Origin of the sequence: Streptomyces sp. R41 (assembly GCF_041053055.1) — a bacterium.
In the GTDB taxonomy this organism is placed as follows: Bacteria; Actinomycetota; Actinomycetes; order Streptomycetales; family Streptomycetaceae; genus Streptomyces.
Window position 1 is genome coordinate 9,481,144 of sequence record NZ_CP163443.1, and the last position, 23,787, is coordinate 9,504,930.

At 69.9% G+C, this 23,787-nt stretch carries 19 protein-coding genes and 1 pseudogene; 11 read left to right on the plus strand and 9 right to left on the minus strand.

Going from position 1 to position 23,787, the window contains the following annotated elements; all coding sequences use genetic code 11:
- Window positions 1-62: 62 nt before the first annotated feature.
- Window positions 63-1,499 (plus strand): benzaldehyde dehydrogenase, encoded by a 1,437-nt coding sequence (locus AB5J53_RS43090; protein WP_369251019.1) that lies wholly within the window; start codon window positions 63-65, stop codon window positions 1,497-1,499.
- Window positions 1,500-1,514: 15 nt separating this feature from the next.
- Here the strand turns inward: AB5J53_RS43090 and trxA are convergent, their stop codons facing one another.
- Window positions 1,515-1,898 (minus strand): thioredoxin, encoded by a 384-nt coding sequence (gene trxA / locus AB5J53_RS43095; protein WP_369251020.1) that lies wholly within the window; start codon window positions 1,896-1,898, stop codon window positions 1,515-1,517.
- 119 nt (window positions 1,899-2,017) lie between these two features.
- Here trxA and AB5J53_RS43100 point away from each other — a divergent pair, with 119 nt between their 5' ends.
- Window positions 2,018-3,451 carry an NAD(P)/FAD-dependent oxidoreductase gene (locus AB5J53_RS43100; protein WP_369251021.1) on the plus strand — a complete coding sequence of 478 codons (1,434 nt, stop codon included), beginning with the start codon at window positions 2,018-2,020 and terminating at the stop codon, window positions 3,449-3,451.
- Window positions 3,452-3,496: 45 nt separating this feature from the next.
- Here the strand turns inward: AB5J53_RS43100 and AB5J53_RS43105 are convergent, their stop codons facing one another.
- Window positions 3,497-5,083, minus strand: coding sequence for an ABC-F family ATP-binding cassette domain-containing protein (locus AB5J53_RS43105; RefSeq protein ID WP_369251022.1), 1,587 nt, complete (start codon window positions 5,081-5,083; stop codon window positions 3,497-3,499).
- A 398-nt stretch (window positions 5,084-5,481) separates the two neighbouring features.
- On the opposite strand from AB5J53_RS43105, the gene AB5J53_RS43110 reads away from it, so the two are divergent.
- Complete coding sequence (locus AB5J53_RS43110) at window positions 5,482-6,702, plus strand: RNA-guided endonuclease InsQ/TnpB family protein (protein WP_369252837.1); 1,221 nt, start codon at window positions 5,482-5,484, stop codon at window positions 6,700-6,702.
- Window positions 6,703-6,714: 12 nt separating this feature from the next.
- On the opposite strand, the gene AB5J53_RS43115 is transcribed toward AB5J53_RS43110, so the two are convergent.
- Window positions 6,715-7,371 carry a peptide deformylase gene (locus AB5J53_RS43115; protein ID WP_369251023.1) on the minus strand — a complete coding sequence of 219 codons (657 nt, stop codon included), beginning with the start codon at window positions 7,369-7,371 and terminating at the stop codon, window positions 6,715-6,717.
- 205 nt (window positions 7,372-7,576) lie between these two features.
- On the opposite strand from AB5J53_RS43115, the gene AB5J53_RS43120 reads away from it, so the two are divergent.
- The 3 genes from AB5J53_RS43120 to AB5J53_RS43130 are packed head-to-tail and all read left to right on the plus strand — an operon-like array spanning window position 7,577 to window position 10,487.
- Window positions 7,577-8,983, plus strand: a complete 1,407-nt coding sequence (locus AB5J53_RS43120; protein WP_369251024.1) for a PepSY-associated TM helix domain-containing protein — start codon at window positions 7,577-7,579, stop codon at window positions 8,981-8,983.
- A 31-nt stretch (window positions 8,984-9,014) separates the two neighbouring features.
- Window positions 9,015-9,491, plus strand: coding sequence for a BlaI/MecI/CopY family transcriptional regulator (locus AB5J53_RS43125; protein WP_369251025.1), 477 nt, complete (start codon window positions 9,015-9,017; stop codon window positions 9,489-9,491).
- A gap of 6 nt (window positions 9,492-9,497) precedes the next feature.
- Window positions 9,498-10,487: a M56 family metallopeptidase gene (locus AB5J53_RS43130; protein ID WP_369251026.1), complete on the plus strand. Its 990-nt coding sequence runs from the start codon at window positions 9,498-9,500 to the stop codon at window positions 10,485-10,487.
- Between the two features lie 143 nt (window positions 10,488-10,630).
- Here the strand turns inward: AB5J53_RS43130 and AB5J53_RS43135 are convergent, their stop codons facing one another.
- The 3 genes from AB5J53_RS43135 to AB5J53_RS43145 all read right to left on the minus strand — a co-directional run bounded on the left by AB5J53_RS43135 (window position 10,631) and on the right by AB5J53_RS43145 (window position 11,999).
- The gene (locus AB5J53_RS43135) at window positions 10,631-10,978 is read right to left on the minus strand and encodes a tetratricopeptide repeat protein (RefSeq protein ID WP_369251027.1); all 348 of its coding nucleotides are present in this window, start codon (window positions 10,976-10,978) and stop codon (window positions 10,631-10,633) included.
- Window positions 10,979-11,046: 68 nt separating this feature from the next.
- Entirely contained in the window at window positions 11,047-11,487 is a 441-nt protein-coding gene (locus tag AB5J53_RS43140) for a MarR family winged helix-turn-helix transcriptional regulator (protein WP_369251028.1), read from the minus strand.
- A complete protein-coding gene (locus tag AB5J53_RS43145) occupies window positions 11,484-11,999 on the minus strand; it encodes a MarR family winged helix-turn-helix transcriptional regulator (protein ID WP_369251029.1) in 516 nt (171 codons plus the stop codon). Before AB5J53_RS43145 ends, AB5J53_RS43140 begins: the two co-directional genes overlap by 4 nt.
- Before the next feature lie 177 nt (window positions 12,000-12,176).
- Here AB5J53_RS43145 and AB5J53_RS43150 point away from each other — a divergent pair, with 177 nt between their 5' ends.
- A complete protein-coding gene (locus AB5J53_RS43150; RefSeq protein ID WP_369251030.1) occupies window positions 12,177-13,142 on the plus strand; it encodes a pirin family protein in 966 nt (321 codons plus the stop codon).
- Between the two features lie 987 nt (window positions 13,143-14,129).
- Here AB5J53_RS43150 and AB5J53_RS43155 read toward each other — a convergent pair.
- Window positions 14,130-14,425, minus strand: a pseudogene (locus tag AB5J53_RS43155) (transposase); the annotation flags it as partial.
- Between the two features lie 637 nt (window positions 14,426-15,062).
- Between AB5J53_RS43155 and AB5J53_RS43160 the strand changes: the two are divergent.
- From AB5J53_RS43160 to AB5J53_RS43170, 3 genes are all read left to right on the plus strand, one after another.
- Entirely contained in the window at window positions 15,063-19,328 is a 4,266-nt protein-coding gene (locus tag AB5J53_RS43160; protein ID WP_369251031.1) for a hypothetical protein, read from the plus strand.
- A gap of 63 nt (window positions 19,329-19,391) precedes the next feature.
- Entirely contained in the window at window positions 19,392-19,793 is a 402-nt protein-coding gene (locus AB5J53_RS43165) for a hypothetical protein (protein ID WP_369251032.1), read from the plus strand.
- A gap of 126 nt (window positions 19,794-19,919) precedes the next feature.
- Complete coding sequence (locus AB5J53_RS43170) at window positions 19,920-20,075, plus strand: ATP-binding protein (protein WP_369251033.1); 156 nt, start codon at window positions 19,920-19,922, stop codon at window positions 20,073-20,075.
- 40 nt (window positions 20,076-20,115) lie between these two features.
- On the opposite strand, the gene AB5J53_RS43175 is transcribed toward AB5J53_RS43170, so the two are convergent.
- Both AB5J53_RS43175 and AB5J53_RS43180 read right to left on the minus strand, forming a co-directional pair.
- The gene (locus AB5J53_RS43175; protein ID WP_369251034.1) at window positions 20,116-20,817 is read right to left on the minus strand and encodes a hypothetical protein; all 702 of its coding nucleotides are present in this window, start codon (window positions 20,815-20,817) and stop codon (window positions 20,116-20,118) included.
- 1,124 nt (window positions 20,818-21,941) lie between these two features.
- Complete coding sequence (locus AB5J53_RS43180) at window positions 21,942-22,388, minus strand: hypothetical protein (RefSeq protein WP_369251035.1); 447 nt, start codon at window positions 22,386-22,388, stop codon at window positions 21,942-21,944.
- Window positions 22,389-22,582: 194 nt separating this feature from the next.
- Between AB5J53_RS43180 and AB5J53_RS43185 the strand changes: the two genes are divergently transcribed.
- Window positions 22,583-23,782: a hypothetical protein gene (locus AB5J53_RS43185; RefSeq protein ID WP_369251036.1), complete on the plus strand. Its 1,200-nt coding sequence runs from the start codon at window positions 22,583-22,585 to the stop codon at window positions 23,780-23,782.
- Window positions 23,783-23,787 lie beyond the last annotated feature (5 nt).

Below are 23,787 nucleotides of genomic sequence, written 5' to 3' on the forward strand. Positions count from 1 at the left end.
TTGCCGAGGCTCATGACTTAGCCGAGTCCCGTTGGTGATCAGTGATCGATCGGAGAGCCGTCATGCCGCTGCTCGACCCCAAGACCTGGCAGTCCCGCACCCTCTCGGGCGGTGAGTACACCGTCACCGAGCCCGCCACCGGCGAGTCGCTCGGCGCCGTCACGCTCGGCGCCGCCGAGGACATCGCGACGGCCGCACGGGACGCCCGCGCCGCCCAGGCCGAGTGGGCCAGGGCCCCGCACTTCGTCCGCGCCGCCGTCCTGCGCAAGGCGGGGGACCTCTTCGCCGCGCACGCCGACGAACTGCGCGACTGGATCGTGCGCGAGTCCGGCTCCATCCCGGGCAAGGCCGACTTCGAACTGCACGTCGCCGCCCAGGAGTGCTACGAGGCCGCCGCGCTCGCCTCGCGCCCGGCGGGCCAGATCCTGCCGTCGGAGGCGCCGCGGCTGTCGTACACGCGGCGCGTCCCGGTCGGCGTGGTGGGCGTGATCGCCCCCTTCAACGCCCCGCTGATCCTCTCGATCCGCTCGGTGGCCCCGGCGCTGGCGCTCGGCAACGGCGTCGTACTGAAGCCGGACCCGCGCACCGCGGTGTGCGGCGGCCTCGCGCTCGCCGCCGTCTTCGCCGAGGCAGGTCTTCCGGAGGGGCTGCTGCACGTCCTGCCCGGCGGCCCCGAGGCCGGCCAGGCGCTGGTCGCCGACCCGCTGGTGCCGGTGATCTCCTTCACCGGATCGACCGCCGCCGGACGTGCCGTCGGTGAGGCGGCGGGCCGTCATCTCAAGCGCGCGCACCTGGAGCTGGGCGGAAACTCCGCCCTGATCGTCCTGGAGGACGCCGACCTCGACGCGGTGATCTCCACCGCTGCCTGGGGCTCTTTCTTCCACCAGGGGCAGATCTGCATGACGACGGGGCGCCACCTCGTACACGCCTCCCTCTACGAGGAGTACGTCGAACGGCTCGCCGCCAAGGCCGACTCCCTCGCCGTCGGAGACCCCTACCGCGAGCAGGTGCACCTCGGGCCGATCATCGACAGCGCCCAACTCGCCAAGATCCAAGGGCTGGTGGAGTCCAGCACGGCACATGGGGCCAAGCTGGCGGCGGGCGGCACGCACGAGAAGCTGTTCTACCGGCCGACGGTCATCGCGGGAGCCGACGACACGACCCCGGCGTACGCGGAGGAGGTCTTCGGGCCGGTCGCGCCGGTCCGCTCGTTCAGCGCCCTCGACGAGGCCGCGGCCCTCGCCTCGGCGGGACCGTACGGCCTCTCGCTGGGCATCGTGACCCGGGACACTGCGCGCGGTCTCGACCTCGCCGAACGCATCCCCACCGGCATCGCGCACATCAACGACCAGACCGTCAACGACGAGGCCGTCGCCCCCTTCGGCGGGATCGCCGCCTCCGGCACCGGCGCCCGCTTCGGCGGTGAGGCCAACCTGGAGGCCTTCACCGACGTGCGCTGGACGACGGTGCGCGGGGATGTGGCGGCGTACCCGTTCTGATCCGGGAACCGGCTGCTACTCGCCGGCCTGCTGAGCCTGCTGCTGCTCCGCGATGGACTTGCGGACCTCGTCCATGTCCAGCTTCCGGGCCTGCCCGATGACGTCGTCCAGGGCGGCCTGGGGCAGCGCTCCGGGCTGGGCGAAGATGGCGACCTGGTCGCGGACGATCATCAGCGTCGGGATCGACTGGATGTCGAAGGCCGCGGCCAGCTCCGGCTGCGCCTCCGTGTCGACCTTGGCGAACACCAGGTCGGGGTTGGCCTCGGCGGCCTTCTCGTAGACGGGGGCGAACTGACGGCACGGCCCGCACCAGGACGCCCAGAAGTCGATCAGGACGAACTCGTTGTCCGTGACCGTCTGGTCGAAGTTCTCCTTGGTGAGCTCCACGGTGCTGCTCATACGTGTTTCCTTCTTCCTCGCGTCCGGGTCATGCCGGTGGGCACAACGCCGCCTACCGGGGGCGTATTCCGCGCCCTACCCGTGTGGCCACGGCGCACACCAGCAACCAGACTGGCCCCATGACGGAAACGGAATCCATCGCGTACGACGTCGTGGTGCTCGGTGCCGGGCCCGTGGGGGAGAACGTGGCCGACCGCGCCCGCGCGGCCGGCCTCTCCACCGCGGTCGTGGAGAGCGAGCTGGTCGGCGGCGAGTGCTCGTACTGGGCCTGCATGCCCAGCAAGGCCCTGCTGCGCCCGGTCATCGCCCGCGCCGACGCCCGCCGCGTGCCCGGTCTCAGCCAGGCCGTGCAGGGCCCCCTCGACGCTCCCGCGGTCCTCGCCCACCGCGACTACTACACCTCCCACTGGAAGGACGACGGCCAGGTCGGCTGGCTGGACGGCATCGGAGCGGTCCTGTACCGCGGACACGGACGGCTCGACGGGCCCCGCACGGTGACCGTCGAAGGACCGGACGGCGAGCGGCACCGGCTGACCGCCCGGCACGCGGTCGCCGTGTGCACCGGCACCCGCGCCCAGCTCCCCGACCTGCCGGGACTCGCCCAGGTCAAGCCCTGGACCAGCCGCGAGGCCACCAGCGCGCACGCCGTGCCCGGGCGGCTGATCGTGGTGGGCGGCGGCGTGGTCGCCACCGAGATGGCCACGGCCTGGCAGGCACTCGGCTCCCAGGTCACCGTCCTCGTCCGCGGCAAGGGCCTGCTGCCCCGCATGGAACCCTTCGCCGGGGAGCTGGTCGCCGAAGCGCTGAAGGAAGCGGGCGCGGACGTGCGCACCGGCACCTCGGTGACCGCGGTGACCCGCGAGGGCTCGACCGTGGTGGCCCTGACGAACAACGGCGACCGCATCGAGGCCGACGAGATCCTCTTCGCCACCGGCCGCACGCCCCACACCGACGACATCGGCCTCGACACGATCGGCCTGGAGCCGGGTTCGTGGCTCGACGTCGACGACAGCCTCCGGGTCGTCGGCAGCGAGTGGCTGTACGGGGTCGGCGACGTCAACCACCGCGCCCTCCTGACCCACCAGGGCAAGTACCAGGCCCGGATCGCGGGCGCCGCCATCGCCGCCCGCGCCGCGGGAGTACCCCTCCTGGAGACCGACCCCTGGGGCGCGCACGCCGCGACCGCCGACCACGCGGCCGTCCCGCAGGTCGTCTTCACCGACCCGGAGGCCGCGGCAGTGGGCCTCTCCCTCGCCGAGGCGGAACAGGCCGGCCACCGCGTGCGGGCCGTGGACGTCGACATGTCCTCGGTGGCGGGCGCGGGCCTGTACGCGGACGGCTACAGCGGCAAGGCCCGCATGGTCGTCGACATCAACCGCGAGATCATCCTCGGCCTCACCCTCGTCGGCCCCGGCGTGGGCGAACTGATCCACTCGGCGTCCATCGCGGTCGCCGGCGAGGTGCCGATCAGCCGCCTGTGGCACGCCGTCCCGTCCTATCCGACGGTGAGCGAGGTGTGGCTGCGGCTGCTGGAGGCGTACCGGGACGCGTAGCCGACCCGCGACCGGGTGCCGCCGCGACCGGCGGCACCCACGGCATCAGGCCGGCGAGACGAGCTCCAGATACTCCTCGCTCCACAGATCCTCGTCCGCGTCCGGAAGCAGCAGTACCCGGTCCGGACGCAGGGCCTCGATGGCGCCCCCGTCATGAGTGACCATGACGATCGCACCCGGATAGGTGCCCACCGCGGCCAGCACCTCGGCCCGGGAGACCGGGTCGAGGTTGTTGGTGGGCTCGTCCAGGAGCAGCACATTCGCGCCCGAGTGCACCAGACCCGCCAGAGCGAGGCGGGTCTTCTCACCCCCGGACAGGACGCCCACGCGCTTGTCGGCGTCGTCGCCCGTGAACAGGAACGAGCCGAGCACCCGCCGCACCTCGCCGTCCGTGAGGTGCGGCGCCGTGGCGGCCAGATGGCCGCGGACCGTGACGGCGGGGTCCAGCGTGTCGTGCTCCTGAGCGAAGTAGCCGAGGCGCAGCCCATGACCGTGCACCACACGCCCGCCGTCCGGGGTGTCGTGACCGGCCAGGAGCCGCAGCAGCGTGGTCTTGCCCGAGCCGTTGAGACCGAGGATCACCAGCCGGCTGCCCCGGTCGACGGCCAGGTCGACCCCGCTCAGGACGCGGAGATCCCCGTACGACTTGGTCAGAGCGACCGTGCCGAGCGGCATCCGTCCGCAGGGGGCGGGTTCGGGCAGCCGGATCCTGGCCACCTTCTCCGTCTGCCGGACCGGTTCGAGCTCGGCGAGCATGCGGTCGGCGCGGCGCGCCATGTTCTTGGCCGCGACGGCCGTCGACACATACGTGCGCATCTTGTCCGCCTGGGCATGCAGCGCCGCCGCCTTGCGCTCGGCGTTGGCCCGCTCCCGGGAGCGGCGGCGCTCGTCGGCGTCCCGCTGGGCGAGGTAGGCGTGCCAGCCCGTGTTGTGGACGTCGAGCGTGGCGCGCCGCGGGTCCAGGTGGAAGACGCGGTTGACGACGTCGGCCAGCAGCGAGGTGTCGTGGCTGATGAGCACCAGCCCCGCCTGATGGTTCGTCAAGAAGCCGCGCAGCCAGGCGATCGAGTCGGCGTCCAGATGGTTCGTCGGCTCGTCCAGCAGCAGGGTGCCGTGGTCCGCGAACAGGATGCGGGCCAGCTCGACCCGGCGGCGCTGACCGCCGGACAGGGCGCCGACCGACTGGTCCATGACCCGCGCCGGCAGCCCGAGACCCGCGGCGACCCGGGCCGCCTCCGCCTCGGCCGCGTACCCGCCACGCGCCTGGAACTCGGCCTCTGCGCGCACATAGGCGTTCATCGCCCGCTCGGATCCATCGGCCATCGCGGTCTCGGCGGCGCGCAGCGTGCGTACGGCCTCGTCCAGGCGCCGCGCCGACAGGATCCGGTCCGTGACCGTGACGGTGGGGTCGGCCGCGCGGGGGTCCTGAGGCAGGTAACCGAGCGCTCCCGTACGGGAGATGGACCCGGCGGCGGGCCGCGCCTGCCCCGCCAGAGTGTTCAGGAGGGTGGTCTTGCCCGCGCCGTTGCGGCCGACCAGGCCGATGCGGTCGCCGGGGGAGACGTGGAAGGAGATGTCGGACAGCAGCAGACGGGCGCCCACGCGCACGTCGACACCGCGAACGGTGATCATGGGAATACGCTCCGGGGAATCAATCAGCAAAAGGACACACGGGTGGCGTGGAAGCGGGTCCTTGAGCTAAGAGATGCGGGGCGTAGACATGCGGCCAGGCTAGCGAGGGGCTCGCTCGGGCACGACGGATTTTTCCGCCGGTACAAGCCTCGGCCTCTTTTTCGCCGGTACGAGCTTTCGGCCTTCGTCGGGCTTCACCTCGTGCCGGGCTTCGGCGACCGCAGGTTCACCAGAGTTCTCCGAGGATGCCCCGGTCTTCAGGTCGGGGAGGAATCGGACTCCTGCGGAGCAGGGCAGGGGGAGGCGAATCGCCGTCAGGGCGATTCGCCGTCCGCCGACGGATCGGCGAGGACGACCTCCAAGAGGTGCACGATCCCCGTAGTTTTGACCTCGTGACGATGCCAAAAGGACAGGCGGGGGATACCGGGCATGCCCGGTACACCTACCGGCTTCGCGTGTCGTCCACCGCCCGGACCGGCCTGCTCGCGGAGTGGGGACGGTGCCGGTGGATCTGGAACGAGTGCTGCGCCCGCTCGAAGAAGGCGTACGCCGACGAGGAGAAGTGCGGCCCGGCCCGGCTCGACAGGATGCTAACCGAGGCCCGCACCGCGAACAGGTGGCTGCGCGAGGGCAGTTCGGTGCCGCAGCAGCAGACCATCCGCGACTTCGCCAAGTCCCGCGCGAAAGCCCTGAAGGACATCAAAGCCCGGCTTCCGCAGCGGCAGCGGGCGGGGATGCCGAAGTACAAGAAGAAGCACGCCGCCGACCCATCGCTGAACTACACGCAGCGCGGATTCCGCCTCAAGGACGGCCGCCTGCACCTGGCGGGCGGTATCGCGGTGACGGTGGTGTGGTCCCGGGAGCTGCCCAAGCCGCCGTCGTCCGTCCGCGTCTACCGCGACAACCTCGGCCACTGGTACGCCTCGTTCGTCATCGCCACCAGCACCGATGCCCTGCCCGCCACGGGCCGGGACATCGGCATCGACTGGGGTGTCAAGGAGACCGCGACCACCACCAGTGACGCCCACGACCTCCCGCACGCGCAGCACGGCAAGAACGCCGCGCAGAAACTGGCCCGGTATCAGCGGATGACGGCCCGCCGCAGGCCCGCCAAGGGACAGCGTGCCTCGAAGGGCTACCGCGAGGCGCAGAAGCGGACCGCCAAGCTCCACAAGAAGGTCGCCAGGCAGCGTGAGGACACCGGCCGCAAGTGGGCCAAGAAGGTCGTGACCGACCACGACCGCCTCGCGGTCGAGGACTTCCGGCCGAAGTTCCTCGCCAAGTCCACCATGGCCCGTAAGGCGGCCGACGCCGCGATCGGCGCGACCAAGCAAGCATTGATCCACATGGCCCGCAAGCACGGCCGTGAACTGCACCTCGTACACCCCGCGCACACCACCATGGACTGCGCACAGTGCGGAGCGAGAACCAAGCACGCACTTCCCCTCTCGGAACGTACCTACGCCTGCACCGCGTGCGGAGCCGTGTCCCCCCGGGACAAGAACTCCGCCCGCGTGATGCTCGTCCGGGCTGGTCTCAACCCGGCTGGTGCCGATCGTGTAAGAGCTGCCGGACCGCCGGTCCGCAGCCAACGTGAGCCAGAAATCCCCTGCCTTTAGGGAGGGGAGGATTCAACCGGGCAGCTTGAACCCCAGGGCCTCGGCCGCCCGCTCCGGCGTCGGCTGGTTCCAGAGCTCGGCCATCGCCTGGTTCGAGGACAGTGAGCGCGGCTCCGCGCGGTCGAGGTAGAGCATGCCGTCCAGGTGGTCCGTCTCGTGCTGGACGATGCGCGCGGGCCAGCCGGTGAACACCTCGTCGACCGCGCGGCCGTGCTCGTCCAGCGCCGTCAGCCGCACCTCGGCGTGCCGGGCCACCACCGCCTGCCAGCCCGGAACGCTCAGGCAGCCCTCGAAGAACGCGGCCCGACCGGCGCCGACGCCCTCGTACGACGGATTGACCAGCACCCGGAACGGCTGCGGCACCCGCCCCCGTACCAGCCGTACCTCCTCGGAGACCGGAGCCGGGTCCTCGATGACGGCGAGCCGCAGCGGTACGCCGACCTGCGGTGCCGCGAGTCCGACGCCCGGTGCCGCGTGCATCGTCGCGCGCAGGGCGGCCACGAAGCGGGACAGCAGCCCCGGGTCCAGCTGGCCGTCGAAGGGCTCGGCCGGTCGGCGCAGCACCGGGTCACCGGCGGCGACGATCGGCAACGGGCCTTCGTGGGCGAGGAGTTCCTCGACCTGGTCGCTCAGGGGGCGTGAGGTGCTGGGGTCACGTTCGGATGCCATCGCGCCAGGATGCCAACACGGATCGCGCTGAGCGAGGCGGAGCCAGGCGAGTCCCGCATCTTCCCGCGTGTGACGCACGCCACGTACCTGCCCGGGAACTGGGCGCAGCGGCGCCCCGACTACTGGACCGCCACCGGCGAAGGGAGCCCAACTCCTTGGCCCACGGCCCGTTTCCGTCCCCTGCCCGACCGGAGAACCCCGCCGCATGTCCACCGCTCCCCCGACCACGACGGACGAGTCCCCGCAGTCCGTCGCCCCCGCGCCGTCCCGAAGAGCCTGGTCGCCGCTGCGCCCCCTGGTCCTGCGCCTGCACTTCTACGCCGGACTGCTCGTCGCCCCGTTCCTGCTGGTGGCCGCCGTGACCGGCTTCCTGTACGCCGCCTCGTTCCAGGCCGAGAAGATCGTGTACTCCCACGAGCTGACCGTCCCCGTCGGCGACCACAAACTGGCGTTGTCCCAGCAGGTGGCCGCCGCCCGCAAGGCCGACCCCGAGGGCGCGGTCTCGGCCGTACGCCCCTCACCGGAGGCGGACGCGACCACGCGCGTGTTGCTCTCCGGCGTCCCCGGCGTCGATGCCGACCACACTCTCGCGGTCTTCGTGGACCCGTACACCGGGAAGGTGCGCGGAGCCCTCGAACAGTACGGCTCCACCGGCGCGCTGCCGCTGCGCACCTGGATCGACGGGCTCCACGCCAATCTGCAGTTGGGCGAGAATGGCCGCCTGTACAGCGAACTCGCCGCGAGCTGGCTGTGGGTGATCGCGGGCGGCGGTCTCGTGCTGTGGTTCGGCCGTCGCCGCTCCCAGCGCAAGGTGCGCGGCACCAGTGGGCGCCGCCGCACCCTGGGGCTGCATGGCACGGTCGGCGTCTGGGCGGCCGCGGGGTTCGTCTTCCTCTCGGCGACCGGTCTGACGTGGTCGACGTATGCCGGCGCGAACATCGACACCCTCAGGACCTCGCTCGGCCAGGCGACCCCCTCGGTGTCGGCGGCGACCGGCGGCGAGCACGCGGGGCACACCGGCGCGGGGACCGGTGAGGCCACGACACCTGACATCGCCCTCGACATCGACAAGATCCTCGCGGCCGCCCGGGCCAAGGGCCTCGGCGACCCCGTCGAGATCGTCGCGCCCGCCGACGCCGACTCCGCGTACGTCGTCAAGCAGATCCAGCGCAGCTGGCCCGAGAAGCAGGACTCGGTGGCCGTGGACCCGGCGACCGGCAAGGTCACCGACGAACTCCGCTTCGCCGACTACCCGCTGCTTGCCAAGCTGACCCGCTGGGGCATCGACGCCCACACGGGCACCCTCTTCGGCCTGGTCAACCAGATCGCCCTGATGGCCCTCGCGCTCTCGCTGATCCTGCTCATCGTGTGGGGCTACCGCATGTGGTGGCAGCGCGGCCGCGCCTCGGCGTTCGGTCGGCCCATCCCGCGCGGCGCCTGGCAGCAGGTCCCGCCGCAGATCCTCGTCCCGGCCATGGCGGCCGTCGCGGTCCTCGGCTACTTCGTCCCGCTGCTCGGCATCCCGCTGGCGGTGTTCATCGCCGTGGACGTGCTGCTCGGCGAGATCGCGTACCGGAAGGGGAGGCGCTCCTACGGCGGCCAGGTAGCGTGATCGGGCACGCGAACGCCGGAGGGAGACGGACATGGCGCACCGCAACCGCGAGGAGCCGCACCGGCGCTCCCGGCGGCGCGGGCAGGGCGAGTTGGAGGTCCAGGTGCTCGGGGCGCTGCGCGAGGCGGCCGCCCCGGTGACCGCCGCCTGGGTGCAGGAGCGCCTGGGTGGCGACCTCGCCTACACCACCGTCGTCACCATCCTGACCCGGCTGCTCGCGAAGGATGCGGTGGCCCGCGAACGGCAGGGACGTTCCTTCGTCTGGACGCCCACCGCCGATGTCGCGGGCTTGGCCGCACTCAAGATGCGGCGCCTCCTCGACGGCGAACGCGACCGCGAGGCCGTCCTCGCGAGCTTCGTCACCGCGCTGCCACCGGGCGACGAACAGGTGTTGCGGGCGCTGCTCGAAGCGGCGCAGACGACGGATGCGAGGGGCGCGGGCGAAGTGGCGGGTGAGGGTGGTGTGCGGGGTAGGGCCGACGGGACGGCCGGCGGTACGGAAGACTGACGTTTCATGGGGGTTTTCGTCTTCCTGCCACTGGTCCTGCCGCTCAGCGCCTGGCCGGTCGCGCGCCTCGCCGAACTGCGTCTGGACCCCCGGACGGCCACCCGGCTGCTGACCGCCGTCGCCTCCGTCATGGCCCTGTGCAGCACGCTCTGCCTGGCGTTGCTGATGGTCGTCGGGACCGCGCAGCTGCCCGGCAACCCACTGCCGGACGGCTGGTCGGACCCGGAGGTCCGCGCGGCCGTCCCCCAGGACGAGATCGCGGGCAAGGCGGCGATCCCCGCCCTGATCCTGGTGGCGGCGGTCTGCGTGCGGACCCTGTGGTGGCATCACCGGGTCACCCGCCGAGCCCGGCGGGCGCTCGCCGGACTGCCCGCCGCGTCCGTGGTCGTACTTCCCGAAGCCACGCCCTACGCCTACGCGCTGCCCGGCGGCGGCCGTGACCGGGTGGTCGTCACCACGTCCCTGCTGCGCGGCCTCAGCTCGCCCGAGCGCCGCGCCCTGTTCGCCCATGAGCGCGCCCATCTGAGGGCCGGACACCACCGCCATCTGCTGGCCGTACGGCTGGCGGCGCGCGCCAACCCGTTCCTGGTGCCGCTGCGGACGGCCGTCGTCTACACCACGGAGCGGTGGGCGGACGAGGACGCGGCCCGGGCGGTCGGCAGCCGGCGCGTGGTGGCGCGGGCGATCGGTAAGGCGGCCCTGCTGTCCGGCGGCAGCTCGGTGCCGACGTTCGCCGGGGCAGCGGGGCTGTCCGGTTCCGGGGGGTTCGCCGGCTTCTCCGGAGGGTTCGCCGGCTTCGCGTCCGGGGGTCCCGTGCCGCGCCGGGTCGCCGCCCTGCTGGCGCCCGCGCCGACGGCACGCAGCTGGCCGTCCGTGTTCACGGCGGTGGGGCTGGCCGCCTGGGGCGCCGCCGTCGGCACGCTCCTGTCCGCGATGTCCTCGGCGAACTCGGCCGTGACGATGATCCTGATCCTGCACGCGGCGACGCCGCTGTAGTGAACTCACGGGCGACGCGGGTGAACTCAGGGGTGGCGTACGAACTCATCGGCGGCGTCAGTGAATGCATCGGCGGCGCACGCGAGAAGGGCCGGTCACCCGAGGTGACCGGCCCACCCCCGAAGGGGCCCTGAACGGTGGGATCACGCCTGCGCGAAGTCGCCCGCGAGCGCCGAGGCGATGCGCATGTGCGATTCCGCCTCGTCGTTCCGCCCCTGGCGCTGCAGCGTGCGCCCCAGCATCAGCCGGGCGTAGTGCTCGACCGGGTCGAGCTCCACGAGCACGCGCAACTCCGCCTCGGCGCGGCGCAGTTGAGCCGAGTGGTAGTAGGAGCGCGCCAGCAGCAGCCGGGGTCCGACCTGCTCCGGCACCTCCTCGACCAGCCCGCCCAGAATCCGCGCCGCGGCGGCGTAGTCCTTGGCGTCGAAGAACATCCGCGCCCGCTCCCAGCGCTCCGCGGCCGTCCCGTGGTCGTAGTACGTCGTTTCCACTGCTGACCTCCTTCGACGGGCCACAACCGGAAGTGTTGGTTGAATATTCCACGACCTCGTGAGGCCGGCTATGCCCCGGCCAGCTCCGCGTTGGCACGCTCCGTGACGAGGGTCAGCACGCGACCCGCCGTCGCCAGGTCCTCGGCGGGAATGCCCGCGTACAGCCGGGCCGCGATCTCGTTGCCGCCGGCGCGGATCGCCTCGAACAGCTCGCGGCCGCTGTCCGTGAGCGACACCTGCCCGGCCGTCGGCTCCTCCAGTTGCTTCAGGGCCGTCATCTCGTCGACGGTCTCCCGTGCCGCCGCCTCCTCGATCTTCAGCGCACCGGTCAGCCGGCCCACGAGCCAGTCGCGCTCGACGGTCCCGCCGTTGCCCGAGACGGCCCTGAGGGCCACCGACTGGTTGAAGGTGGTTCCGGTGCGGGCCAGCACGGTCTCCAGGGCGGCACGGCTCGCGTAGTGGGCCAGTCCTATGACCTGGCCGTTGACGGGGGGAGTGGTGGTGGTCATGACTGCTCCTTCTCGGAGTGCTCGCGCGTGGAATGTGTCTTCTCTGACGGTGGATCGAGTGGTACGTCGAGCAGCGTGGCCAGCTCGTGGCTGAACGCCTTCGTGCGCTCACCGTCGAGCCCGCCGAGGGGTTCGAGAAGCTGGTCCAGGAGGCCCTGGACCACCCGGATCGCACGGCGGGCGGTCTCGCGCCCCTCTGCTGTGAGGGACAGCTGGACCGCGCGGGGGTCCGCGGGATCCCGGGTGCGGTCGACGACGCCGGCCGCCTCCAGGGCGCGGGCCAGCTTCGAGACGTAGAGCGCTTCGAGTCCGGTGTGGTCGGCGAGCTGGCGCTGACTGGGCCGCCGCCCGTCCCTGTGCATGCCGTACAGCGACGCCACCAGCGAGTACTGCGCGTGGGTCAGGCCCAGCGGGGCGACCGCCCGGTCGACGGCCACGCGCCATTTCATCGACAGACGCCACACGAGGAAACCCGGCGTCGCGTTCTCGGATACCGATCTCACCGAACTCATGCGAGAAACCGTACATGGCTACTATATCCATGGCTACTATCTCGGAGGCCGGTCCGCCCAACGGAGTACGCACCTGGGACCGAGGTCGTAGGACCGCGCCGGTTCTGAGTGGAGTGCCCCTCAATGGGCGGGTCGATGGCCTGACGTAGCGTCCCCGACGGGGTTAGGTTGGGCGCCATGAGCAATCTTGATCGCGAGGCGGTTCCCGCCCTGTGCGGTGGCCGCGGCTTCGTGGTGGCCGAGCCGGTGCGCGAACTCCTCAGCCCCCGCCGGGTCAAGCTCGGCGAGTCCACCGAAGTCCGCCGTCTGCTGCCCAACCTGGGCCGTCGCATGGTCGGCGCGTGGTGCTTCGTCGATCACTATGGGCCCGACGACATCGCCGACGAGCCCGGCATGCAGGTCCCGCCACACCCGCACATGGGCCTGCAGACCGTCAGCTGGCTGCACGAGGGCGAGGTGCTGCACCGCGACTCCACGGGCAGCCTCCAGACGATCCGCCCGCGTGAGCTGGGCCTCATGACCTCGGGCCGGGCCATCAGCCACTCCGAGGAGAGCCCCAAGTCGCACGCCCGCTTCCTGCACGGCGCGCAGCTCTGGGTCGCCCTCCCGGACGGCCACCGCCACACCGACCCGCACTTCGAGCACCACGCCGAACTGCCCGTCGTCACGGCTCCCGGCCTCCAGGCCACGCTCATCCTGGGCACCGTCGACGGCACCACCTCGCCCGGCACGACGTACACCCCGATCGTCGGCGCCGACCTGGCCCTGGCGAGCGGCACCGACGTACGACTGCCGCTGGAGCCCGACTTCGAGTACGCCGTCCTGTCCATGTCCGGCGAGGCCCACGTCGACGGCGTACCGGTACTCCCCGGCTCGATGCTCTACCTCGGCTGCGGCCGCACCGAACTCCCCCTGCGCGCCGAGTCGGACGCGGCCCTCATGCTCCTGGGCGGCGAACCCTTCGAGGAGGAGCTGATCATGTGGTGGAACTTCATCGGGCGGTCCAACGAGGATATCGCACAGGCCCGTTCGGACTGGATGGCAGGCTCCCGGTTCGGCGAGGTGGTGGGGTACGACGGCGCTCCACTGCCCGCTCCTGAACTCCCGCCTGTACCGCTGAAACCGCGCGGAAGGGTGCGCTGACCTGGGGTTCCGGCTCTAGTGCAGGCCTCCCGCGGGACGCGGCTGTCCCCGCTCGACACCCCGTTTTCCCGCGGGGCCTATCGTTCCTGAGAAGCCCATCCGCGGACAGCCTTACGTTCTCATGTCTGGCCAACTCTAGGCGGGTTTAGTCAGCCTAATGCTGACCCAATGCTGACTCTCCTGACGGGGTATCAGCACCATTGCGTTGGTGTCGCAGCTGTTGGAGCGCCCGCCCGGAGCTGCCGCTCGCCTGTCGGCAAGGCCGATGCTGACTTCCGTGACTTGTGCTGGGGCAAGGCGCCACCAAGCGCCTGGGCGACGAAGGGGAGGAGTACTCCGTGACGAGGGGGCTTCTGTGGGAATCCCCCAATGCCCCGGCGTGCCGCTGCTGCCGTACTCACTCCTTGGGCGGACCGCCATGGGGAGGGTGTGGCTGCAGCGACGGGTCTCGGGCGCCGCTTGTCGGCAAGCCAGGCTCTGCTTCAGAACAGGTGAACGGCAGCCAGAAGGTTCTTGGTCTGCTGGTGGTACAGCCCTTGCACGCCCCTGACCAGTGCGAATGCCAGCTTTCAAGCAGGGAGGGCTGGCTCTGGCCCGTATATGGTCCGGATCTTGATCGTGAACTGGGCGAGGTCGGAGGCGGAAAAGGGCTCGCTCTGGATCAGGCGGGATGCGCGAAGCCAGTGGGCCAACTAGATCTTCTTGGCGTCGCCGCCCAAGTGGTGCTGACCTGACCCTATGAGGGCTGGGGCTTCCCCTTGTGGTGCGTTCGGAGCACCCTTTCCGTGGGGAGCCGAGTCCGGGTCAGGAGGCCCGCGATGCAGGCTTACGTCGGAATCGATGTGCATCGTCGCCGATCGCAGATCGCCGTGATGGACGAGAGTGGCCGGACGGCGGTGAACCGGAACGTGCCCAACGGGCGCGAGACGGCACGCTCGTGGCCGGCTATGCAGTCGAATGGTCCCGAGCGGGGCGGTGCCTTTCTTGGCCGGCGATGTGCTGATGGGCACGCACCGGCGCGGAGTCCATGGACACATCCCGGTCGATCCGGCCGGCGGCGCCCTCAGCTCCATCCGCCGACCAGCGACGATGGCGCCTGTAGACCGTCTCCCACGGCCCGAACCGCTCGGAAGATTCCTCCACTGCAGCCCCGTACGGACCCGGTACACCACCCCGTTGATCACCCGTCGGTGATCGCTCCACCGGCCCCCACGCGCACCACCACGAGGTAAGAACGACTTCAGCCGATCCCACTCCGCGTTCGTCAGGTCTCCGTGTCCCATGTAGCCAGCCTGCCCTCAACACCCCCGTTCACGGAGGTAGACCCGGGAAACAGCGCCTAGGACCAGCTGGATTGGGCGGCAGGTCATGACTGTCGTCGTCGTGCTGGTGGCGAGCGAGGAGGACGTGGAGTCAGTGCGCCGGTGGGTGCGGCTGTCGTGTACGGAGCAGGGCATCCATTTGCCCGCGCTGGCCAAGATCGCGCGGCTGAGCGGGCCTACCGGATCAACCGTGCCTCGGTCCACCCCAGCCTGCCCGGCGAGCGGTTTGTGAACCGCGACAGGATCGCCCACACGTTCCAGGTCGACACCAATGAAGCCGCAGCCGCAGTGCGCCGGCTGGTGGTCGAAGGGCTATTCGCCGGGGCCGCGCGGGCAGTACGTGAACGAGTACAGCGCCGAGCAGCATTACCGGCGCATCCATTGAGCCCCGTGCTCTGAAGTCCTCGACCGTATCCGGGAAACCGTGTGATTTCGCGGGACTAGACTCGTCGAGATGATGTATCAGGATCTTCTGTGCCGGATCCAGTGACGCGTGGGCACGAAGCGCCGAAGGATGTAGGGAGGCCCGGCACCATTGTTGGGTAGGTGGTGGGGCCGTCCACGGCGACAGCAGTCGCTGCCCCTGGAGGGCATGCCTATGGCGACCGGTGCTCGCTCCGTGGTGGCAGCAGGGGACATCGGTCTGGTCGTCACGGGCGACGGCAATCAGTTCCAGTTTGTCGCCTCCCCACAGCGCGTCGCGACGTCCAACTACCGCTACCAAGTGGAGTCCCTGGCAGCCGCCGAGTTTCGCGGACGGTCTCAAGAGCTGGCGCTGATGGCGGAGTTCTGCACCGCGCGGGAAGACGCCGACAGTGCCGAGGGCGCTTACTGGAGGTGGCTCGCCCCCGCATGGGCCGGAAAGACGGCTCTCATGGCCCAGTTCGTGATGGAGCCCCCTGCCGGGGTCGACGTCGTGTCCTTCTTCATCACATCGCGCTTGAACCGGCAAAACGACCGTGAGGCGTACTGCGAGGTGGTGCACCGGCAGTTCTACGCGCTGCTGGGTGAGGAGGAACCAGCGGTCACCGAGCACACGCGCGAGGAGAGCCTGCTCGCCGCGATGGACCGGACCGCAGCCGTGTGTGAGAGTCGGGGCCGACGACTGGTGCTCGTCGTCGACGGTCTGGACGAGGACTGTGGGGTGCTCGCGGGCCCCGGAAGCCACAGCATCGCCGCGCTACTGCCGCGCTCGCCCAGGCACGGAATGCGGGTAGTGGTGGCCGGGCGGCCGCATCCTCCCGTACCGGACGACGTGGCCCACGCGCACCCGCTGAGACGCGGCGCCATCGACCGGTGGCTGGCACCATCGCCGTACGCGGAAGTCGTGCGCCGGGAGGCGGAGGACAGCCTCATGCGGATGCTGCAGGCCGGTGGCCTCGCACGGCAACTGCTCGGACTGGTGACCGCGGCCGGTGGTGGCCTGACGGCGGCGGACCTCGCCCGCCTTGCAGATACCCGTCCCCGGCTGGTCGAAAAGGAGCTAAGTACCGTTACCGGGCGGGCCTTCCGCGTCCGCACGCCGCACTGGTCCCCCCAGGACGCCGACGCGTCCGCATCAGGCGTCTACGTCCTGGCCCATGAGGAGATCCGGCGCAGCGCGGTCGAACTGCTCACAGACGAGGAGCTGGCGGCGAACCGGGAGCGGCTGCATGAGTGGGCGGACGACTACCAAGCGCGGCGCTGGCCGCCCCGCACACCGGAGTATCTGCTCCGCGGCTACGGTCAACTGCTGCGGGCACAGGGCGATACACGGCGCCTTGTCCGTCTGGCCGGTGACGCTCACCGTCACGCGCGACTGTGGCAGCGGTCCGGTTCCGATCTGGACGGGCTGGACGAGCTGTCCACGGCGTTCGAGGGCCTGGTGGCCGGGGGCGGCGGAGATCCTGCCGAGGTTGCTGACGCATTCGTGCTCGCTGTGCGGCGCGACGCCCTGCTTTCGCGCAGCGATAGTCTCCCGGACGCCTTGATCGCGGTGTGGGCGGGTCTGGGGCAGGTGCGGCGCGCTGTCAGCCTGGCTCGAGCCCGGCAGAGTGAAGTGGCCTGTCTGAGAGCCCTTGTGGAAGTTGTGCGGGTGCTGGTCGCGAAGGGTGAGCTACAGCGGGCGACGGAAGTGGCCGACGAGGCAGCCCAACTGGCTGATGCCGTAGCCGGACAGGGGCGTAGGGAGGCCGTGACGTACGCGGTGGTCATGCTGGCCGTAGTCGGATCGACGAACCGGGCGTACAACATGGCGTGTGCGCAGGTGCCCCAGCAAGGGCACGACGAGATGCTTGCGTCGGCGGCCACGGCCGCCCTGTACGCGGGGCAGCGCGGGACTGCGGAGATCCTCGCCCGTGCGGCCGCCGCCTCGCTCCCCGACACTGTGCCGGTTATAGAAGCGCAGGCCATGATCCTGGACAGTGACTGTCCGCGGGCTGTGGCGGTCATCCGGACGGTCGGTGACCGCGGCCTGCGGGCACAGCTGCTGGCGGACGCTGCTTCGGCCATGGCTGAGGACGGGCACACCGATGCGGTCCTCGTTGCCGAGGAAGCCCTCGCCGAAGCCCTCGTGGAGGGAGGACAACGTGCGCTCATCTCAGCTGCTCTCGCCATCGCCTACGCCGGTGAACCCAGGCGGGCAGGCGAGATCTGCCGATCGCTGTCCGACCCGTTCGACCGAATGACTTCCCTGGCTCGCGTCGCAGCGGTGCTGGCCACTTCCGGCGAGGTCGGCGAAGCCGTGGACCTGGCTCACGAGTCCGCTGCCCTCGCGGACAAGGTGACCGCGGACAACCAGCGCGCCGATGGTCTCACCATGGCCGCAGTGGCTCTGGCTCTGGCCCGCCAGCACCAGTCGGCTGTTGAGTTGCTGGCTCCCCTCAGGTCGGCTGTGGCTCGGGAAGAGGCTGCGGCGAACATGGTGAGAGGCCTGGCGGAAACGTCGGATGATCTCCAGCGGCCCACCGAACTGGCCCACAGCCTGTGCTCTCCCCGCAGCCGGAGCCGGGCGTTGGCGTACCTGGCGGCAGCCCACCTCGCGGCCGGAGACCGTGCGCGGGCTCAGGCCTTGGCGCAGGAGGCGTCGGACGTGACCCGGGAGAACACCGGGTGGGGCAACTTCCATCACGTCGCTCAACTGGCCACAGTCCTGGCGCAGGCGGAGGCGCCGGGCCTTGCCGTCGAGGCCGCCCGGAAGATCGACGAACCGGACAGACAGTCCATGGCCCTAAAGCAGGCAGCCGGCGCTGCAGCTTCCGACAAGCCGGACCATGGCGCGGACATCGCCCGCGCGATCGAGGACCCCTGGCGCCGAGCGCAAGCGCTCGGCTGGGTGGCAACTGCAGCGGCCCGAGGCGGTTGTACGGGCCTGGCGGCCAGCCTGATCCAGGAGATGCGAGAGATCGAGAGCGGTCTACCTCCAGCGGGCCTCGTTTCGAGCGATCACCGGACAGCGGCCCTTGCCGCACTTGCCAAGGCCTTCACCGAGGACGGCCAGGACGACGCGGCGGATGCCGTAGCCGACACCGTAAAACAGAACGGGAGCCGGGCGGCGGTCCTCGCGGCCATCGCCGGGAGTCTCGCCGAGCGCGGAGAGGACGACAAAGCACTCTCGCTCGTGGGCCACTTGGTGACATCTCCGCGTGCTGCGCGCCTTACCGCGCCGATCGCCACTGCATGGGCGAAAGCCGGAGCCACTCCACGCGCACTGGCTGCCCTTGATCTCCTGCCACGTGCGGCGGACCAGGCGGAGGCACTGGCGCTGACCGCGAAGTCCCTGGCCGGGGCGGACGGCATCGTACGGGACTCGGTCCTGGCCCGTCACGCCCACGCCCTGGCCGACGTTCTGAGCAGCCCGGGTTGGACCGACCGTGCGCTGTCAGAACAGGTGGGACTGCTGCTCCGCCACGACCGCACCGACCTCGCCGCGGCCCTGAGCCAGCACATCGCAGACCCTGGACGACGTTCGGAGTGTGATGCTTTGTGTGGCATTGCCGCTGGGTTGACGGCAGTTTCCGGCGCCGACCCGGACGACGAGGACATGACCGCTGAGGCGGCCTTCCTCGCAGAACAGATCACGAATGTGCACGATCACCAACAGGGCCTCGGCTCCGTCGTGGCCGCTCTGGCCTGGACTGAACAGCACGACCGCGCCTGGTCCCTGCTCAACGCACTGCCGGACGACAGCCCCAGCAGGGATGACGCCGCTGCCGCGTCGGCCGAGGCCCTTGCGGCGTCTGGGCATTACGCGGTGGCTCGCGAACTGGTATGGAGCCTGCCGAAAGGGGTCGAGCGAGAGCGGGTGCTTGATGACGTCGCCTGCTGGGCCGCTCGGCGCGGAGACTTCCTCATCGCCATCGACCTGTCCGCCGCAGAACACCCCGTTGAGCAGAGGAGGTTCCCTCTGTTCAACGTCGTGAACCTTGCGGCGGCGAAGCGGCAGTACGCTGAAGCCGCTGCCGCGGCCCGCGCCCTCCGGGACACCGCGGACCAGGTGCGCGCACTGTGCGCCATCGCGGCGGCCGCCCGTCGGCACGGCGCCCGCCACTGCGTCGATGAGTTCACCTACGAGGTCGGTACCCTCCTGACAGCCGCCTCGGAGTCGACGGAAGACTGGGCGGAACGCCGGCGAGGCCGCCTTCAGGCTGCCGCGGCCGAAGGATGGGGGGACAGCCCCGCAGGCCGTGCAGCCGCAGTCGAAGCACTGAGCCTTGCCTCGTGGCCCAGCTGTTTGGAGGCGGTTCGCCGGACAGCTTCCCAGGCTCTGCCAACCGCACTGGGGCCGCTGCTACGAGAGAGAGGACCTGGCATCGCAGGGCGAGTCACCCCCAGCGCGCTCGGCGCTTCGAAAGACCAACCCACACCGATGAGATGGACGGGCTGAGACCCCACCACGATGGCAGGCGTGACCTGCCGGCTTATGACCAACACAGGAGTTGATCGAAACATGAAGCCGCTCGTGTACACCGGAGTCGGACTCTGCGGTGCCGGCATGGTCGCATTGATTGTCGGCGCGGTTGTCGACGTCGACGCGGCGGACCCGTGGGCCAGCGTCGGTGGTGGCATCGCAAGTCTGGCGGGCATCGCCCTGGCGCTGTACGCCCAATTCGCTCAGTCGGCCGCTCCTGCCACCAGCGGAACCCAGGTCAGCGCCGGCGGAGAACGGTCCATCGCGGCCGGAGGCAGCATTGGCGCCGCCATGACAGGCAATGGCGCCGCGCCCGCATCCGCGCCGACACCGTCCGCGGCCCCCACTCCGCCTCCGGCGTCCGGGACGGTAACCGCAGCCGGCGACAGATCCATCGCAGCGGGCGGTCATATCGGCAGCGCCTCGACGGGCGACGCCTGAGCCAGCTGAAGCTGGGGCACTGGGCAGGTCGCCAAGGGCAGCTCGGGTCAGTCGGTCCAGCGCCACCGCTAGGGGCTGTCCAATGGGTCGCATGAGCTAGGTCAGGTCGTCGTCGGGAAGGAGTACGTGATCTTCCTGAGGCCGCTCGGCACCGGCAAGACCCTCCTCGCCACCAGCCTCGGCATCCGGGCCTGCCAGGCCGGTCACCGGGTCGCCTTCGTAGTCGCCGCCCAGCGGGTCACCCGCCTCGCCGAAGCCCACGGTGGATTCGCGCGTCGCTGACATTGCCGCACCGTCAATGGCATGCGAGGCATTCTGCTGGTTACGCCTCGTGCGGCGGCTGGGTCTGCGCCGGGTTCGGAGTGATGAACACCGCGAGGCAGCGGAACTCGTTACGTGAGCCTTCCAACTGGGTGTATGGACGCCAGGCGAGCATGTAGGCGCCCCGCAGTACTCGGGTGTTGTCTGGGAAGGAGCCGTCGGCCCACAGCAAGGTGCCGCTCAGTTCGCGGCCGTGATGGATGCGGAACTCCTCGTCCCTGGTGGGCGTCCTACGTTGCCTGGGGCGCCACAGAGCCGCCTCGTTTGTGATGAGCAGGGCCAGCCCGTTCTGGTCCTCGCGGTCGCAGAAGCGTTCCAGCCTTGCTACGTCCCGCAGGAAGTCCCTACGTGCGATGTCCGGCGCGTTGTGTCCGCGCAAGGTGTACTCCTCGGGAGGCGTCCCTGCTGTGCCTGACCACTGCCGGGTCACGTACTTGAATTCAATTGCGGTGCGGCCCGCCGGCCCCAGGCACAGTAGGTCCAGGTACTCCGAGGCATCGCTCCCGCGCACCGGGACCTCGAGACGGCACCTGACCTCCGGTGCGACCTCGCCTACTGCGAGGGCGAAACTGTGCTGGAGATCGGCCTCGGAGTGGAACACCGGCCGCCGCGCGCGTAGACACGCCAGGACTTCGTCCAGCGTGGCGCTGCCCGCGATCGTCTCCAGGGTGGCGGGCGGGGGTATTGGTATAGGTGTGGCCACGACGCCATTGAAGACTGTGCGGCCTGTCCTTGTCAGCTGACAGTCGATTACAGTCGATAGGAAGTCGGCCACATTGCTGGACGCCGAAGCGCTCGTGATCCGCCGAACGCATCCTCAAAGGGGGCCGATACCTAGGATGCCGTCGGGCGGCAGCGATCTCCTGAAGAAGGTTCGTACGACGGAACCCGGGCTTGCTCGACTACTGGGTGCAGCGGCGGCGTGCATCGTGACCGACGGTTATCGAGTTGCGCCTCGGGAGCACGTTCCGCACGCGGTACCGCCTCCTCTGATGTTGGTCAGGGTGAGGGTGATGGCCGTGCTGCACCTGCAGCGGCAGCGCCACCGGTCGGTGGGCTTCCCCGGATAGGGCTCCAACGGCTCGAACCCGGCGGCGCGTGCCTCCGCGGCGGCTGCCGCGGGATCGGTTCGGCCACCGGATCGGGGGCACTTCTTGCAGCCGGTCGTTCCCGCGTCGGCAGGCCGCTCCCGCCGCGAGGAGCCTTCACTCGCGATATGGACTCGTTCAAGGCGGCCATCAGGTCGAAGAGCTCTTCCAGTGCTGCCGACGGTTCGCCGCTGCTTACGGGTATCGACGGATTGCTGCCCTCGTGAGCGGGCGGCTCGTGGGTTGTGTTCTTCGGAGCTCTTTGGTCCGCGAATGGTCCGGCGGGAACTCCCTTGAATGCCAGACGGTAGCGTTAAGAACCCAATTGATTACACTGGGTATCTTTCATGACGGGTTGCCTGGAGCGCAACGATGCCTCCAAGCAACCCGAGTTCAGGCTCTAGAAAAAGCCAAGTTTCTGAGGGCTGTAAGAACAAAGAATGTTCTTGGTCTCTTGGTGGTACAGAGGCAGCGCATCGCTGACCAGTGCAAAAGGCGCCCGTCTCGGCCTTGGCAGCAGCACTGGTCCGGAAATGGTCCGGATCTTGACCGCCGCGGGTCCCCCGGAATGGTCGGCGGGTACGTAAGACACGCTCTTGCTGCCGGGGCAGGGCCTCGTGGTCCAGGGGAGTTCGCACAGTCGATGAGACCTGTGTGAGAGAGCGGGAGACGACGAAGCCCGCCGGAAACGCTCCGGCGGGGCTCTGCGCGGCGGGCTGCGACGGCGTCCGTCGCTCTGTCAACTGCTGGACGTCTGCCCTTCGGTCTGTGCCGTGCGGTTCGGCTGTTGGCCGTGACGTGGTGGCGGCAGGTCGCGAGAAGGCACAGAGTCAGTGAGAAGCGCGGTGAGATGGGTGGCAGGTACACGAGGGTTGCGCGCCAGGGCTCGGTCGATGAGGGCCAGGCGCATAGAACGGTCGGGGTCTTGATGGCGGCGGGCGGTACGGGCCAGTGACGTCTCGGCGATGTACTCGGGGGTGCGGTTGCACCGAATCTCGTACAGCTTCGTCAAGCCTGTGAGCACTGCGAGGACGCCGCTGATGCCGTACAGCAGCAAGACCGGCATAGGGCCGGCGTCCGCGGGGAACTGGGCGGCGACGCCTCCTGCCGCGGTGAGGACCGAGGTGCCGCCGGTTACGGCCATCGAGCCGCGGAGGCTTACGGTGTTCGGGTTCACGCGTGCCATGTCCTGCTCTTCTCCATCGAGGCTGGGGGTTCGAGGCTGAGCGCCTACGAACTCCATGCTGGAGCGCGAAGATTGAAGTGAGGAGTACCTGAGATCCTGAACACGGGCGCGACGTCCGGCGCTGCTTCACCGTCCAGTTCAACGTATGGGGTGACTCTCCCCTTGAGGTGTCCGTCGACCTCTACTGTTGACGCGTGAGCGATGCTGCAGAAGAGTCCCCTCTCACCATCAACGTGCTGGGCGAGTTGGAGTTCATCCCAAGCACACCCGCGTTGACCGACTTGAAGAGTCGGGCACGCCAGGTGCTGATCCTGTTGGTCCTCGCCATGACCGACGAACGCACAGCGGAGGAGTTGTCGCGGCGGCTGCGTCCCGATCCCCCGCTGCACAAGACGACCGTTCACCAGTACCTGGGGGACCTGCGGACCGCCGGGATTCCGCTGAGGCAACGAGGCACGCATCCGGAGCGGTACTCACTGGATCCCGAGAGGGTGACGGTGGACGCGTGGCAATTGATCGAGGGCGTGAACGCCGGCCCCACCCCCGACGAGATCAACCGGCTGGCGCAGCTGTGGCGGGGCGATCCCGAGAGAGCGCATCCGGTCGGGTCGTGGTTGTGGGGGCGGGTCCAGCGAGCTCGCGACGAGCTGGTCCGCCTGATCGAGGGGCTCGCCCCCACCGACCGTCCTCGTGATGCGGTACTCGGGCGACTCGCTCCGGAACTTGTGGGTGACGCGGCCCCGGGCGCACGCCGTGCCGCCCTGCCGCGCGTACTCGTCATCGACGATCTGCATGCCGAGACCGTCGCTCACCAGGTACTGGCGTCCGACTGCGAGTGCCGGTGCGACTCGATCACCTCGTTCGACGAATGGATCGAGTTCAAAGACGAGGTCGATGTCGGGGTGCACTACCAGGCGGCCCTCGTGGACCTGCATTTGAACAATGATCCCGCGGTGGACGACAAGCTCGGTCTGGCGATCATCAAGTGGCTGAGGGATCGCACGGAGATCCCCGTGGCCGCGGTGAGTTCCGCACCCGGCTCGGGGCTGGCCTTGGAACGGGCTCGGTTGCGGGCCGAGTACCGGCTGGTCGAGATCGTGGACAAGGGGCGGGAGAACCGGTACCTCAACGAGATCCCGGACGTGGTCAGCCTGTTGCTGGGCAACAACGACGCCAGCCGACGGGTACGCCTGGAAACGTGGCTGATGCACGCGAAGAGGCACTGGTCCCGTGAGGCGTTCGAGCGGCACACGCCTGGCGAAGCGTTGACACGGATGCAGAAGGAGTACCAGGCCGCTGACATGGCTGTACGGCACGGAGAGTTGGAAGAGGCCGCCGCACTCGTCGAGGAGTTCTGCCGGACCTGGAAGACCGACGGGGACAGCTTCCTCTGAGTCGC

Excerpts from the sequence above, each read along its gene's own strand:
- AB5J53_RS43165 (WP_369251032.1), top strand. The coding sequence starts at position 19,392 with ATGAAGCCGCTCGTGTACACCGGAGTCGGACTCTGCGGTGCCGGCATG.
- AB5J53_RS43145 (WP_369251029.1), bottom strand. The coding sequence starts at position 11,999 with ATGAGTTCGGTGAGATCGGTATCCGAGAACGCGACGCCGGGTTTCCTC.
- AB5J53_RS43140 (WP_369251028.1), bottom strand. The coding sequence starts at position 11,487 with ATGACCACCACCACTCCCCCCGTCAACGGCCAGGTCATAGGACTGGCC.
- AB5J53_RS43120 (WP_369251024.1), top strand. The coding sequence starts at position 7,577 with ATGTCCACCGCTCCCCCGACCACGACGGACGAGTCCCCGCAGTCCGTC.
- AB5J53_RS43105 (WP_369251022.1), bottom strand. The coding sequence starts at position 5,083 with ATGATCACCGTTCGCGGTGTCGACGTGCGCGTGGGCGCCCGTCTGCTG.
- AB5J53_RS43180 (WP_369251035.1), bottom strand. The coding sequence starts at position 22,388 with ATGGCACGCGTGAACCCGAACACCGTAAGCCTCCGCGGCTCGATGGCC.
- AB5J53_RS43130 (WP_369251026.1), top strand. The coding sequence starts at position 9,498 with ATGGGGGTTTTCGTCTTCCTGCCACTGGTCCTGCCGCTCAGCGCCTGG.
- AB5J53_RS43125 (WP_369251025.1), top strand. The coding sequence starts at position 9,015 with ATGGCGCACCGCAACCGCGAGGAGCCGCACCGGCGCTCCCGGCGGCGC.
- AB5J53_RS43110 (WP_369252837.1), top strand. The coding sequence starts at position 5,482 with ATGCCAAAAGGACAGGCGGGGGATACCGGGCATGCCCGGTACACCTAC.
- AB5J53_RS43160 (WP_369251031.1), top strand. The coding sequence starts at position 15,063 with ATGGCGACCGGTGCTCGCTCCGTGGTGGCAGCAGGGGACATCGGTCTG.
- AB5J53_RS43115 (WP_369251023.1), bottom strand. The coding sequence starts at position 7,371 with ATGGCATCCGAACGTGACCCCAGCACCTCACGCCCCCTGAGCGACCAG.
- AB5J53_RS43150 (WP_369251030.1), top strand. The coding sequence starts at position 12,177 with ATGAGCAATCTTGATCGCGAGGCGGTTCCCGCCCTGTGCGGTGGCCGC.
- AB5J53_RS43100 (WP_369251021.1), top strand. The coding sequence starts at position 2,018 with ATGACGGAAACGGAATCCATCGCGTACGACGTCGTGGTGCTCGGTGCC.
- trxA (WP_369251020.1), bottom strand. The coding sequence starts at position 1,898 with ATGAGCAGCACCGTGGAGCTCACCAAGGAGAACTTCGACCAGACGGTC.
- AB5J53_RS43090 (WP_369251019.1), top strand. The coding sequence starts at position 63 with ATGCCGCTGCTCGACCCCAAGACCTGGCAGTCCCGCACCCTCTCGGGC.